At 44.1% G+C, this 14,332-nt stretch carries 12 protein-coding genes; 1 reads left to right on the top strand and 11 read right to left on the bottom strand.

The window, feature by feature from the left end; translation table 11 throughout:
- Positions 1-29: 29 nt before the first annotated feature.
- The 7 genes from hfq to miaB form a co-directional block, all read right to left on the bottom strand.
- Positions 30-257: an RNA chaperone Hfq gene (gene hfq / locus LCY76_RS10820; RefSeq protein WP_053354414.1), complete on the bottom strand. Its 228-nt coding sequence runs from the start codon at positions 255-257 to the stop codon at positions 30-32.
- A 17-nt stretch (positions 258-274) separates the two neighbouring features.
- Positions 275-1,237, bottom strand: a complete 963-nt coding sequence (gene miaA / locus LCY76_RS10815) for a tRNA (adenosine(37)-N6)-dimethylallyltransferase MiaA (protein ID WP_248252641.1) — start codon at positions 1,235-1,237, stop codon at positions 275-277.
- A 129-nt stretch (positions 1,238-1,366) separates the two neighbouring features.
- Positions 1,367-3,265, bottom strand: coding sequence for a DNA mismatch repair endonuclease MutL (gene mutL / locus LCY76_RS10810; protein WP_248252640.1), 1,899 nt, complete (start codon positions 3,263-3,265; stop codon positions 1,367-1,369).
- A 13-nt stretch (positions 3,266-3,278) separates the two neighbouring features.
- A complete protein-coding gene (gene mutS / locus LCY76_RS10805; protein ID WP_248252639.1) occupies positions 3,279-5,852 on the bottom strand; it encodes a DNA mismatch repair protein MutS in 2,574 nt (857 codons plus the stop codon).
- A gap of 129 nt (positions 5,853-5,981) precedes the next feature.
- A complete protein-coding gene (cotE, locus tag LCY76_RS10800) occupies positions 5,982-6,554 on the bottom strand; it encodes an outer spore coat protein CotE (protein WP_091005522.1) in 573 nt (190 codons plus the stop codon).
- 258 nt (positions 6,555-6,812) lie between these two features.
- A complete protein-coding gene (locus tag LCY76_RS10795) occupies positions 6,813-7,244 on the bottom strand; it encodes a YlbF/YmcA family competence regulator (protein WP_248252638.1) in 432 nt (143 codons plus the stop codon).
- Entirely contained in the window at positions 7,241-8,764 is a 1,524-nt protein-coding gene (gene miaB / locus LCY76_RS10790; RefSeq protein WP_248252637.1) for a tRNA (N6-isopentenyl adenosine(37)-C2)-methylthiotransferase MiaB, read from the bottom strand. Before miaB ends, LCY76_RS10795 begins: the two co-directional genes overlap by 4 nt.
- 212 nt (positions 8,765-8,976) lie before the next feature.
- On the opposite strand from miaB, the gene LCY76_RS10785 reads away from it, so the two are divergent.
- Positions 8,977-10,170, top strand: a complete 1,194-nt coding sequence (locus LCY76_RS10785) for an MFS transporter (RefSeq protein ID WP_248252636.1) — start codon at positions 8,977-8,979, stop codon at positions 10,168-10,170.
- A 31-nt stretch (positions 10,171-10,201) separates the two neighbouring features.
- Here LCY76_RS10785 and LCY76_RS10780 read toward each other — a convergent pair whose 3' ends face one another.
- The 4 genes from LCY76_RS10780 to LCY76_RS10765 all read right to left on the bottom strand — a co-directional run bounded on the left by LCY76_RS10780 (position 10,202) and on the right by LCY76_RS10765 (position 14,314).
- Positions 10,202-11,068, bottom strand: a complete 867-nt coding sequence (locus LCY76_RS10780; protein WP_053354422.1) for a 2-oxoacid:ferredoxin oxidoreductase subunit beta — start codon at positions 11,066-11,068, stop codon at positions 10,202-10,204.
- Complete coding sequence (locus LCY76_RS10775; protein WP_248252635.1) at positions 11,069-12,805, bottom strand: 2-oxoacid:acceptor oxidoreductase subunit alpha; 1,737 nt, start codon at positions 12,803-12,805, stop codon at positions 11,069-11,071.
- Between the two features lie 323 nt (positions 12,806-13,128).
- Complete coding sequence (gene spoVS, locus LCY76_RS10770) at positions 13,129-13,389, bottom strand: stage V sporulation protein SpoVS (protein ID WP_053354424.1); 261 nt, start codon at positions 13,387-13,389, stop codon at positions 13,129-13,131.
- Between the two features lie 130 nt (positions 13,390-13,519).
- Entirely contained in the window at positions 13,520-14,314 is a 795-nt protein-coding gene (locus LCY76_RS10765) for a TIGR00282 family metallophosphoesterase (RefSeq protein WP_248252634.1), read from the bottom strand.
- Between the last annotated feature and the right edge of the window lie 18 nt (positions 14,315-14,332).

The following is a 14,332-nucleotide window of genomic DNA, read 5'->3' as shown; positions in this document are numbered from 1 at the left end:
TTTCTTTTACTTCCCAACAAACCTATGTATTAATTTTCAGCCGGCAGCTCGACCGGACGATGAGGCGTAAAAGTTGAGATGGCATGCTTGTATATTAAGTGCTGCTTCCCATCTGATTCCAGGATGACCGTAAAATTATCGAACCCTTTCACCAGTCCTTTTAGTTGAAAGCCATTCAGTAAATATACAGTCACATAGATGTTTTCACGTCGTAATTGGTTTAAATACTGATCCTGGATATTGATCGCTTGCTTCATGTATACAGTCCTCCTCATTAGCCATTAGAATAATCATTCGACAGGTTCTTTAATTTTCCTTCTACAAATAATCTGATTTCTTTAAAATTATCATAAAAGTTTAGTGATGACATATCAAACCATTCGATGTCCATCTGATTCCTGAACCAGGTATACTGCCGCTTGGCATATCGTCTGGAGTTCCGCTTAAGAAGTTCGACCGCTTCATCCAACGTCAGCCTGCCTTCAAGATACTCGTAAATTTCTTTATACCCGATGGCTTGGACGGATTGGCAATCATGCACTCCCTCTGAATATAAACGATGGGCCTCTTCCACCAATCCTGATGCTACCATCTCATCCACCCTCTGATTGATCCGCTCATACAGCAGTTCACGCTCCATCGATAATCCAATCAAAACAAGTTCGTACGGTGATTCCTCGTGTGTTTGCTGTTCTGCGAGCGTATCAGACATCGTCTTGCCAGTGCTATGATAGATTTCAAGAGCCCGGATTACTCTTCTTATATTGTTAGGGTGGATTTTTCCTGCACTTTTAGGGTCGTTCTTTTCGAGGAGAGCATGAACATGCACCTCGCCTTTCTCCCTTGCAAGCTCTTCCAGTTCCTGGCGGTAGCTTTCATCCCCGGGAGCCGATGAGAATTCATACTGATGTGTGACCGAACGGATATATAATCCGGTACCACCAACGATAATCGGTACTTTTCCTCTTTTGTTAATATCAGAAATGCTTGTTCTGGCCAGCTCCTGAAACTCAGCTGCTGAAAATGAATCACATGGATCTTTAATATCAATCAGATGATGAGGAATTCCTTCCATTTCCTCTTTTGAGATTTTTGCTGTGCCTATGTCCATACTGCGATAGATCTGCATGGAATCACCGCTGATGATCTCACCATCAAACGCTTTGGCGAGTTCGATACCTGTTTTCGTTTTGCCGACAGCCGTCGGACCGACAATCACGAATAATCTTTCTTTCATAAAAACTCCTATCATACCCTTTGTTTTATTTTTAAATTGATATCTTTATCATAACGCGAACATGCGGAAAAATCCAAAAAGGAAAGGAATAAAAAACGGCGGCCTTCTAAAAGGACACCGTTTTTACGATCACATAACTCTTTTAAACATCTTTTCCATCTCATACGTCGAAAAATGGACGATAATCGGCCGGCCATGGGGGCAGGTGTAAGGATCTTCGCTTTTTCTAAGTGTTTCAAGCAGCATGAAGATCTCATCGCTGCGCAAATGATGGTTAGCTTTAATCGATCCTTTGCACGACATCATAATGGCGGCTTTTTCTCTTAACTTTTTGATATCAGCCTGCTTTTCTGCCAATACCTGTTCTATGATTTCTTCGATGCTTTCTTTCTCATGCCCTGCTGGAAACCATTGAGGATGTGCTCTCACGATATACGTTGTTTGGCCGAACGGCTCGAGAAAGACCCCTACCTTTTCCAGTACTTCAAGATTTTCATTAATGATTAAGGCTTCCTTATTTGTAAACTGGAATGTAATAGGAACAAACAGCTCCTGAAGCTCTGAAGCTACCTGTCCTACCTTTTCTCTGAAGAATTCGTATTTAATTCGTTCCTGTGCTGCATGCTGATCGATCAAATACATGCCTTCTTCATTTTGAGCGATGATATATGTGCCATGCATCTGGCCGATCGGATACATTACAGGTACTTTGCTGGAATCCTCTTCCGGGAGTTCCTTACTTTCGGGAGCAACCGCCGGATTCAGAGAAAACGGCTCATCCACCATAAGATGCTGGTTCTCTTTTATTTGATCTGGAAGCTCTGTTTCCTCCTCTAAAATCCTCTTAGTAAACACTGGATCACCAGAGATTTTTTCAGTTGGAAGCATTATCTTCTTATGATCATCCATCACATTTTCCATAGCTTTCTTTTCAGATGGCGGTAATGGCTGCGTTCCATGCTCAAACGTGAAGGTACTTTGTTCTGAACGGTCTTTCTCCGGTATCCTGGCAGCAAGTGAAGACGAAGGTTCGGGAATCAGCCTCAGCTTCCGCAGCACGTTCCTTACTTCTTCTTCCACTAAAGAGTTGAGTTCCGGCTCCTTGCTCAACCTTGCTTCCAATTTTGATGGATGGACATTCACATCGATGATAGATGGATCCATCGTGATCGACAGGACGACAAGCGGGTATCTGCCGATGGGAAGAAGCGTATGGAACGCCTGCTGAACGGCACGCTGGACCGCGTAATTCTTGATATATCTTCCGTTCATGAACAATGAAACGTAATTTCTTGATGCTCTCGTAATCTCAGGCTTTGAGATGTATCCTTCAATTTCATAATCGAGGGACCTGGCAGTTACAGGAACCATATTCCTTGCCACACTCATTCCATACACAGCAGCGATGACATTGAGCACGTTTCCGCTTCCGTTTGTGTTTAATAGATCCCTTCCATTATGCCTGAGCCGGAAAGAGATTTCAGGATGGCCCAGTGCCAGCCGGTTGATGACGTCAGTTATATTGCCGAGCTCGGTGTTGATCGTCTTCATGTGCTTCAATCTTGCAGGTGTATTGTAAAACAGGTGGCGGACTGTGATATCGGTGCCTTTTCTGGAATTTGTTGAAGATACGGATTGAATCTGCCCGTTCATAATCGTCAGAGCCGTACCCGGGCCTGAGCCTGTCCCTGTTTTCATTTCCATCTGGGAAACCGAAGCGATCGAGGGGAGCGCCTCCCCCCGAAAACCCATCGTTCGGATTTGAAACAGATCCTGTTCTTCTTTTATTTTACTCGTTGCATGCCGGCTGAATGCCAATTGACAATCATCAGGTTCGATCCCGTTTCCATTGTCAATGATTCGAATTAAAGACAGGCCCCCCTCTTCAAGCTCGATCTCGATTCGGCTTGAATGCGCATCGATGGAATTCTCAACAAGTTCCTTGACCACAGAGGCCGGCCGTTCTACTACCTCGCCGGCAGCGATTTTATTGGATAGGTGATCGTCCAGTTGGATTATCTTTCCCACTTGATCGTCTCCTTTATTTCACTTTCTTTTGCAGATGAAACAGAGCGTTCATTGCATCCAGTGGTGTCATTTCCAAGAGGTTCATCGTTTTCAGAAACTCTTCCACTTCCGATTTTTCATGTTTCTTTTTGGATATGTTGTCTGCAGCATTTTCTTCTATAAATAGACTCAGCTGGGTATCTGCCTTGTTCGCTGCCTTTTTTGGAGAACGCTCGTCCGATTCAAATTCTTCTAAAATGAATTTAGCCCTCTCGATTACTGCTGAAGGAAGCTCTGCAAGCTGTGCAACATGTATCCCAAAGCTTTTGTCAGCTTGTCCGTCGATCACTTTATGAAGAAACACGAGCCTTCCTTGTTCTTCAATCGCTGATACATAAACATTTTTCAACGAGCTGAGCTGCGTTTCCAGGACCGTTAACTCATGATAATGCGTCGAAAAGAGCGTCTTTGCTCCAATATGGTCATGAATGAACTCTACGATGGACTGAGCGAGCGCCATTCCGTCATACGTAGATGTTCCCCTCCCGATTTCATCAAGCAAAATCAGACTTTGCTCTGTTGCTTTATTTAAGGCATACCTTGTTTCGAGCATCTCAACCATAAACGTACTCTGCCCGCCCACAAGGTCATCCGCGGCTCCTATTCGGGTAAAAATCTGATCAAAAAGCGGAAGTTCTGCATCATCTGCCGGCACGAAACAGCCAATCTGCATCATGACAGAAGTGAGTGCAAGCTGCCGCATGTACGTGCTCTTACCGGCCATGTTCGGACCTGTGATCAGAAGCATCGACCGCTCATTATTCAAATAGATATCATTTGGAACATACTCCTGGGCATCCATCACCTTTTCCACGACGGGATGACGGCCGTTAGCAATAGCCACTCGGTTATCAGCAGAGATGACAGGCTTTACATATCTTTGTTCTTCACTGACCACAGCAAATGCCTGAAGTACGTCGATCTCACTGAGCTGCTTAGCCAGCTGCTGCAGAGATTGAATATAGCTCTTCACATGCTCCCTTACCTGCAAGAAAAGCTCGTACTCGAGCGAGACCATTTTTTCCTCAGCCTCTAGGATTAGCCTTTCTTTTTCTTTAAGATCAGGGGTTACAAACCGTTCGGCGTTAGCCAGTGTCTGCTTTCTTTCATAGCGTCCCTCGGGGATCAGAGAAAGGTTCGAGCGCGTAACTTCAATAAAATAGCCAAAAATCCGGTTATAACCGATCTTTAACGATTTTATGCCTGTCTCGCTTCTTTCTCTTTGTTCAAGCGACGCGATCCATGCTTTACCGTTCACACTGGCATCCCGGTATGTATCAAGTTCGTCATGATACCCATCCTTGATCAGTCCGCCTTCTTTTATAGAAAGAGGAGGATCATCATGCAGAGAGCTTTCAAGATAGTGATACAGTTCTTCATGGCTGTCCATCTTGTCTGCCAGATCTTTGCTGTATGGGTTGGATAACTGCGAGAGGGTCTGTTTGATGCCCGGTACGCTTCCCAATGTCTGTTTTAATTGGATGAGGTCACGGGCTGTAATATTGCCAAACGAAACTTTACCCGCCAGCCTTTCCAGGTCATACACCCTTTTTAATTTGTCACGCAGTTCCTCGCGCACAAAAAATTCCTGGATCAGCTCTTCCACAACATTCAGCCGCTGTTCAATCAGCGCAGGGACGAGAAGAGGCTGCTCAATCCATTGTTTCAGTCTCCTGCTTCCCATACCGGTCACTGTCCGGTCGAGGAGCCATAGAAGTGATCCTTTTTTTCCTTTTGAACGGTTTGTTTCAACAAGCTCCAGATTCCGTTTGGAAAAGCTGTCGAGCTTCATGAATTCGTTAATATGCTGGATGCTTAAAGGCTGCAGATGCTCCAATGATCGTTTTTGTGTATGGAGCAAATAATGAAAGAGACGTCCGCATGCTTTCTTCAGCAGCTCTCTTTCGTTTTCTTGGACTAAATGCTGAAAAGGATCTGGCACCTCATTCTGGTCCTGAATGGAACTGACGATCTGATATCTCATTCGAACAGTTTCAGCAACCTGTTCATAAAGTTCAGATGACATGATGACTTCTCTTGCATGCATGGCCTGAAGCTCCTGTATGAGCATAGATGTATCGCCTTTAAAAACGTATCCTTTTAATTCCCCAGTAGAAAGATCGTTCAGTACGATGCTGTATTCTTCAGCGTTATATGAAACGGCTGCAATAAAATTATTTTCGGTTTCTTTAAGCAGGTTATGGTCCATCACGGTTCCTGGAGTAATGATCTGGATGACTTCCCGCTTCACGACCCCTTTTGCGGATTTAGGGTCTTCTACCTGTTCGCAAATCGCCACCTTGTGGCCGGACTCAACGAGCTGTTTAATATAATTGGCAGCAGAATGGTGAGGAACTCCGCACATTGGTATGCGTTCGGAAGTGCCGCCTTCCCTGCTGGTCAGTGTGATTTCAAGCAGTTGAGACGCTCTTGTCGCATCTTCAAAAAACATTTCATAAAAATCACCGAGCCTGAAAAATAAAAAAGCGTCACGGTGAGCCGATTTTATTTTTAAATATTGCTGGATCATGGGTGTGTATTGTGCCATGCTTTCACCTAACTTCTAAGTTCTTTTTTCAATAGTTCATTATAGCATAGGATGCAGATTTGGATTCAAGAAAACAATACCCCTAATACATAAAAAAGCAAGGAAGAAGATATCTTCTTCCTTGTTTCGTTATTCATCCAGTTCACCCATGAAAAATTGGTCAATATCTTCAACATCTTGATCATCCAGTCCGTAATCCCAGTCTTTTTGTTCCCAATCATCAAGCGCACCATCAGGGTTCACATATACACATACTTTGGTCTCCCCGATTACGTCACAGGTGAATTCACGTTCACATTGAATGACCATGCGGCTCCCATTTGGAGAGATCGTTGCTTCTAAAGTGTTTGGAGCCTGAATGCATCTGGCAGATATTTCAAGATCTTTTCCCGTCGCATGCTCATCTCTTGTACTAAGTACGATCGAATCCTTATACCCTACTGTTTCCGTAACAACTTCGGTCTTTGTGTTATTGTTGTATGAATACCAGACGTTAATATCATAATGGCCTTCCACTTCAACCGTGTCATCACTTTGTCTGGAAGCTTTATATGAATGATTGATGATCCAGCTTCCAAGGATACTCGTAGGTCTATGGCTTGGAGTGATCGTATGTGTTGACTGAGAGAATTTCCGCCCCTTGCCGCATACTGCTTTGCAAATTATCTCTCTGTAATTCAGATCTTGATCTATGTTTGACATAGACTTAATCCCTCCTCTTCCAATCTTCATTTCATCCTATGCAGGGCAAATGACTAGTGTGCTAAAAAACTTTTTATGATTCCGTTAATACAGTTTATGTAAGATGCCCAGATGGTGACCTATTTTTAAAAATTTTTATATTATTAAAATACGGTACGTGAAATTACATAGACGGGTAACTGTATTACTTTCTTTTATACTGTTGGTTATCAAACAAAAAAAGATCAGAAGAATGTTAGATTCTCCTGATCCTTCCTATTAATGGCAGCCGCAGCTTCCGGTTGAACAGCCGTCCGCAGAGCCTGTTGTTCCTTTTAAAAGGTCTCCTCCTGTAGACTCGATGATCTCATCGGTGACAGTATTGGAAATCGTATGGGAAACCATCTGCAAAATATCGTTTACATCAGCCTGAGATTGTTTGAACTCCTGAACTACCGGAATACTGTCCATTTCCTTCATCAGGTTATCGATCGTTTCTTCGACTTCTTTGTGGGCTTCCTGCTTCCCGTAATGCTGAAGGTTGACCGCTTCTTTCTGCAGCTTTTTAATCTGTGCGATCAAGAAGGAAACGGTGCCGTTTTCGTTGATCTGCTGCTCAGCCCTTTTGAAAAAATCAACTTCCTCTGTTTGTGCAATCATTTCTGCCAGCTCTTTTGCTTTGTCTAAAATATCACTTTTTGTATAAGTCATCCCTCTAACACTCCCGCCTTTTCTTCTAGTAGATCCCCGCTTAACGTCCACGTTTTCGCATCTTTAACATGAACTTTTACAATCTTTCCGATGAGATGCTTCGGCCCTTTAAAGTTCACCACTTTATTCGTTGTGGTATGCCCTGATAATACATCCGGATTCTTCTTGCTTTCCCCTTCAACGAGCACTTCAACTACCGTGTCCAGGTAAGCTTGGTTCTTGCGCAGCGAAATATCGTTCAATATTGAATTCAAACGCTGCAGTCTTTCTTTTTTCGTTTCTAAAGGCACATTATCAGCCATCTTGGCGGCTGGTGTTCCTTCACGCGGTGAATAAATAAAGGTATAAGCAGCATCGTACTCGACTTCTTTTACGAGAGACAGCGTTTCCTCAAACTGCTCTTCTGTCTCGTTCGGAAAACCGACGATGATGTCTGTCGTCAGTGCAGCATTTGGAATGGCCTTTTTAATTTTTCCGACAAGCTCAAGATAGTGTTCACGCGTATACTTTCTCGCCATGAGCTTTAAAATGTCACTGTTGCCGTGCTGGACAGGAAGGTGGATATGTTCGACCAAGTTTCCGCCCTTCGCGAGTACTTCAATCAGATGATCATCAAAATCCCGCGGATGACTTGTCGTAAAGCGGACCCTCGGAATGTCAATCTTACGGATCTCATCCATCAGGTCACCGAGACCGAATTCAATATCTTCAAAGTCTTTTCCGTAAGCGTTCACGTTTTGCCCCAAGAGAGTTACTTCCTGATAGCCGTTGCGGGCAAGGTGCCTTACTTCTTCAATGATATCTTCAGGACGGCGGCTTCTTTCCTTCCCTCGCGTATAAGGAACGATACAGTACGTACAGAACTTGTCGCATCCGTACATGATGTTGACCCATCCCTGAATGTTGCCCTTTCGCACACGTGGAAGATTCTCAACGATATCTCCTTCTTTGGACCATACTTCAACGACTCGTTCTTTTGAAAGATAAGCTTCTTTCACGATCTGCGGAAGTCTGTGGATGTTATGGGTACCGAATATCATATCCACCTGATTATAGGTTTTCAACAATTTATTGACAACAGATTCTTCTTGAGACATGCAGCCGCAGACTCCGATCAATAGATCAGGTTTGTCCACTTTCAGCGGCTTGAGATGTCCCAGTTCACCGAAAACCTTATTCTCGGCGTTCTCTCGGATGGCGCATGTATTAAGCAGGATTAGATCGGCATCCATCACTTCTGCCGTAGCTTCATAGCCCATGTCTCCGAGAATTCCGGCCATGATTTCCGTATCATGCTCATTCATCTGGCAGCCATAGGTCCTGATATAAAATTTCTTGCCATTTCCAATTCTTCGTAAATCCTCTTCAATTACAAAATCTTTTACAATCTTAATTTCTTCTTTTCCGCGTTTTTTAGCGTCCTTTAAGGAAGGCGGCTGGTACGTCGTTTGAAAATAGCTGGCGTAATCCTTAGAGGTTTTATTTTTATCTTTCACAGGATTCGATCCCTGTTGGTTCATTGCAATTTCCTCCCTTGCAAACAGCGAAACTCTAGAGGTGTTTTTCTCTGATAACTTCAATATTATAACAGACTTCGATTGCAAAAGGAATGATTGGTGTCCCTTCAAAATATCAATAATACTCAATAATTAATAATGCTTAAATTTCACTTTATTAAATGACAGGAGTAAAATAAAAGGCAGAAACCGTTTATGAAAGAGATGATGCTTCAATGTATTGGAAACGATCACTTTGGATTCTTTGGCCGGCCAATTTTCTGATCGCTGCAGGAATGAGCTTGATCATCCCCTTTTTGCCCCTATATATTGAAAAACTTGGAGTTTCAAATATTCAAAGTGTTGAACATTGGACAGGTTGGATTTTTTCTGCTCAGTTTATCACTTCTTTTTTATTTCAGCCGCTATGGGGCTCACTCGCTGACCGATATGGACGAAAAGTAATGCTCATCCGTTCTGCAATAGGGATGGGGACTGTCACAGCGTTAATGGGGCTTGTGACAGGGCCGGAACAGCTTCTCGTATTGCGTCTGATCAATGGTCTGTTCTCCGGTTTTATCTCCATGTCCATTTCCCTCCAGGCTTCCGTTACACCAGACAAAGATGCTGGAAGATCCCTCGGCACACTGCAGACTGGCCAGATTGTCGGCACACTGATCGGTCCACTAATCGGAGGCTTTCTGTCTGAGATCTTTGGATTTGAAGGTGTCTTTTTTGTCACAGGTGGACTTATTTTGATCGCAGGGATGGTCGTCATGTTCTTTATTAAAGAAGATGTCGCAGTTAAAAAGGAAAGAAGCATCAAAAAGAAAAACGAATGGAGAGCACTTAAGCCCCTGTTTCCTGTATTTATCGCAGCTGCAATCACCCAGCTTGCAATGATGAGTATCCAGCCGATCATCACCCTTTACACCAGGACCATTTACCATGGCAGCCATTTGACTTTAGTCGTAGGGCTGATCAGTGCCGTAACAGGTATTGCTAACCTGATTGGGTCACCGATCCTTGGAAGAATCGGCGACCGCTATGGACAGCGGAAAGTTCTCATCTTCTCTTTGCTCATGGCTGCACTTGCTTTTCTGCCTCAAGTTCTGGCTACCGATGTGAAGGCCCTGTTAGCAGGCAGGTTTTTACTAGGCCTATTTATCGGAGGAATGATCCCTTCACTGAATGTTCTCGTTAAAAAACTGGCACCTCCAAACCTGCAGGCTACCGCTTTTGGAATTAGCTCTTCTGCCCGTTTTCTCGGGAACCTGTTCGGCCCATTGCTGGGAACCTTTGTAGCTGCGTCCTATAACATTAAAGATATCTTTTACATTACGATGATTTTCCTGCTCATCAATATGGTCTCCATTGTCAGAAACAAAAAACTTGAACTTGCGTTGCGCAATCATAAAAAGGCATCCTGAACATAAATGTTCAGGATGCCTTTTTTATTTATTACATAAATTCGGCAAGTAAGCCGTTAAATTTCTCTTCATCCATCTTCAGGTCCGCTTTGGATAATGCATCCTTGCTGTATCCGTGGGCAAGGTCCTGATAGGAAGGTTTTACTGTATTCTGATAGATGATGCCTTTGACGAGTCCGTCGTTTTCCATCAGAGTCTGCATCGCCATCATCCGATTGGAAGGATCATAGCCTTCGATTGTATCAAGGCTTGTAAGGTGTTCTTTGAACCAGTCATATGTGTTTACTTTATTATAAGTTACACAGGGAGAGAACACATTGATTAATGAGAAGCCTTTATGTTCAATCCCTTTTTGTATGATCGCAGTCAGTTCTTTCAGGTCACTTGAAAAGCTTTGCGCAACGAACGTTGCACCTGCTGTAAGAGCAAGTTCCATCACTCCGATAGCGGACTCTACAGAACCTTCTGGCGTACTTTTCGTTTTAAATCCTTCAGCAGAGCGGGGTGAAGTCTGCCCCTTCGTTAATCCGTAGATTTGGTTGTCCATTACGATATAGGTTACGTCAATATTTCTTCGGATCGCATGAACGGTATGGCCCATTCCGATAGCGAATCCATCACCGTCTCCTCCAGAGGCAATAACTGTCAGATCACGGTTGGCCATTTTCACGCCTTGGGCGATTGGAAGAACACGGCCGTGAATGCCATGGAAGCCATAGGATTTAATGTAACCCGAGATACGCCCGGAACACCCGATCCCCGAGATCACTGCAAGGTCGTTCGGTTCAAGCCCGACGTTTGCTGCCGCCCGCTGTATGGATGCCTGCACGGAAAAGTCGCCGCAGCCAGGGCACCAGTTCGGTTTTACTGAATTTCTGAAGTCTTTAAACGTCGCCATTTAAACCAGCTCCTTGCATTTATTGAAAATTTCAGAAGGAAGAAATGGATTACCGTCATATTTTAAGATGCTCTCAATCTTGTGATGAGCACCCAGGTTCATTTTAAGGATATTGGCCAGCTGTCCAGTAGCATTATTCTCAATGACCGCTACCTTTTTCGCTGAATCAATTAAAGTCTTCATCTCTTCAACCGGGAATGGATGAATCAAACGTAGATGCGCATGGTTTACCTTGATTCCTTCCGCTTCCAGACGAGGAATAACCTCCTCAATCACGCCTCTTGTGGAGTTGAACCCGACAAGCAGAAGATCAGCCTCTTCATTCGGGGTATATTTTACGACCGGCGTGTTGAATTTCAGGTTCTTCAGTTTTCGGAGACGCTTATCCATCTGCTTCAAGCGGTTTGCAGCAACCTCTGACGGCTTGCCCGTTTCGTCGTGCTCGACGCCTGTCACGTGATGAATGCCGTTTTTCATTCCCGGTATAACACGAGGAGATACTCCGGAATCCGTCAGTTCATAGCGTTTATAGTAGCCGCCTTCTTCTTCAGGAAGCTCAGCATTCAAATCCAGGGTGCCGCGGCGAATTTCAACTTTGCTGAAATCAAGCGGTTCTACGGATTGTTTTCCTAGAGAAAGCTGAAGATCAGTCAGTAAAATGACCGGGCATTGGTACTCTTCTGCAATATTCAAGGCTTCCACAGCATCATAGAAAGCTTCTTCTGCTGTGCTTGGCGCCATGACGACCTTTGGAATCTCACCATGTGTACCGTAGATCATCGCCATTAAATCCGACTGTTCCTGTTTCGTCGGAAGCCCTGTACTAGGACCGCCGCGCTGTGTATCAACGACGACGAGCGGTGTTTCTGTCATTCCTGCAAGGCCGATGGATTCCATCATGAGGGATAAACCAGGACCCGCAGATGAAGTCACAGTACGTACACCAGCATAGTTAGCGCCGATGGCCATCGTACAAGCTGCGATCTCATCTTCAGTTTGGATAACGGTTCCGCCAAACTGAGGAAGTTTCTTAATGAGGTATTCCATAATCTCTGAGGCGGGAGTAATCGGATAAGCCGCCATGAAGCGGACACCGCCGGCTACGAATCCAAGAGCGATGGCATCATTGCCGATCATAAACATACGTTTTTTTCCGTCAGCTTTATTCAGCTGGAACCCCTCGAGCGGACCCCCTGCTGCTTCATTAAAGAACTCAGCGCCTTTACGGATTGCATCCATATTCTTTTCTACGACTTTAGCGCCTTTTCTTGAAAAGATTTCCTCAACCACATCTATGTACGATTCAGCCGGCAAATCGAGCACTGCACTCGTAGCGCCGATGGCCACCATGTTCTTCATCAAGGAAGTGCCAAGCTCATTCGCTATTTCCGTGAACGGGACTGAAAAGAGCCTTACTTTTGAGCCTTCCGGAACAACTGGATTAAACTTCGCGTCGCCGATGACGACTCCTCCGTCCCGCATCTCATGAATATTTACATCAATGGTTTCCTGGTCAAACGCGATTAAAATATCAAGATCATCCGAGATCGACCTTGTTTGTTTGGTGCTGACACGAATCTTGTTGTTCGTATGTCCGCCTTTGATACGTGAAGAAAAGTGCCGATAACTGTAGAGATAGTATCCAAGACGATTTAAGGCCATTGCAAAAATTTCTCCGGTACTGTCTATCCCTTCCCCTTGCTGTCCGCCAACTTTCCAGGAAAGTTGATCAATCATGAACTCCACCCCTTCTATGCTTTTCATTCTATATACTCACCAATTGCGTTTACTGGAGAAAACATAAGTCTCCATGTATAAAAATACGCTATTTTCCGAAAGAAAATAAGCGCGCTGATCACTAAGATGGGTATAAAGATGGCTGTTAAAAAATATGTACTAAACGTTTACAATTCTAGACCTAACTTCACAAAAAAGCAAGTATTCATTGAAAAATTAATAGGTGCCGTCAGTGAATTACAGAAGGCTCTCACCCACATTTACGCACTCAAAAAAACCTGTTTGCGCAAAAAGCAGGCAAACAGGCAGCTTACAGTTTTTAGTTAACGTGGCTCGACAATCAGCTTAATCCCAGTTCTTTCTTCTCCATCAATCAAAATATCGGTAAACGCAGGAATACAAATGAGGTCAACTCCGCTAGGCGCTACAAATCCTCGTGCGATAGCTACTGCCTTAACGGCTTGGTTTAATGCACCGGCCCCAATTGCTTGAATTTCAGCTCCTCCTCTTTCACGAAGAACTCCGGCGAGTGCACCAGCTACAGAATTAGGGTTGGATTTTGCTGAAACTTTTAATATTTCCATTAATTTGTACCTCCTTAGAGATATGATACCAATTCTACTATATTCATTGGTAAGAGCCCGTATTCCTGCAGTATGGAAAAGTTTACAACAATATGCTGGCAAGCGATAAAATGTTATACCAAAAGTATTTTTATTCAAAAAACGGGTGGTCGTCGTTAATCAAAATGGTCTTGATCGTTTTCGCTTTTCCAGTTGCAGGATCACACTCTATTAAGACGCCACTTAACTGTTCCCTTCCGGAAGAAACTTCAAACCTTACCGGTAAACTGGTAAGAAACTTTTTCAAAACAGCTTCCCGGTCCATCCCTAATATCCCGTCATACGGGCCGGTCATCCCTACATCTGTCAAGTAAGCGGTTCCTTGAGGAAGGATACGCTGATCTGCGGTCTGGACATGGGTATGCGTGCCAACGACCGCAGTTACTTTGCCGTCGAGGAACCAGCCCATCGCTTGCTTTTCACTTGTTGCTTCTGCATGAAAATCGACAAAGATAATCGGCGTCCGCTTCCGTAATTCTTCAACCAGTTGTTCAGCCTTTTCAAAAGGGCAGTCGAGAGGAGGGAGAAATGTCCGTCCTTGTAAATTAATGATGCCAATTTCAAGCTGGTTCATCTTTATGAGAGCTGATCCGTTGCCTGGTGTCCCAACAGGAAAATTGGCTGGCCTAACCAATTGGGGAGTAGTGTCGATGATCTCAAAAATTTCTCTATTGTCCCACGCGTGATTCCCGAGCGTGATGGCCTGTGCCCCCGCTTCAAAAATCCCCTTTACGATTCTTCCGGTAATCCCCCTGCCATGTGCAGCGTTTTCACCGTTCACAATCGTAATAAGCGGCTGATATTTTCGTTTTAATTTAGGCAAATACGTGTCGATCATTTTTCTACCTGGAGAACCGACGACGTCCCCAACAAATAAAATCTTCATGAAGAACTCCTTTTACTG

Source organism: Fictibacillus marinisediminis, assembly GCF_023149135.1.
GTDB lineage: Bacteria > Bacillota > Bacilli > Bacillales > Fictibacillaceae > Fictibacillus_C > Fictibacillus_C marinisediminis.
Note: the sequence above shows the minus strand (reverse complement) of the source record. Positions and strands in the feature narration are given on the sequence as shown.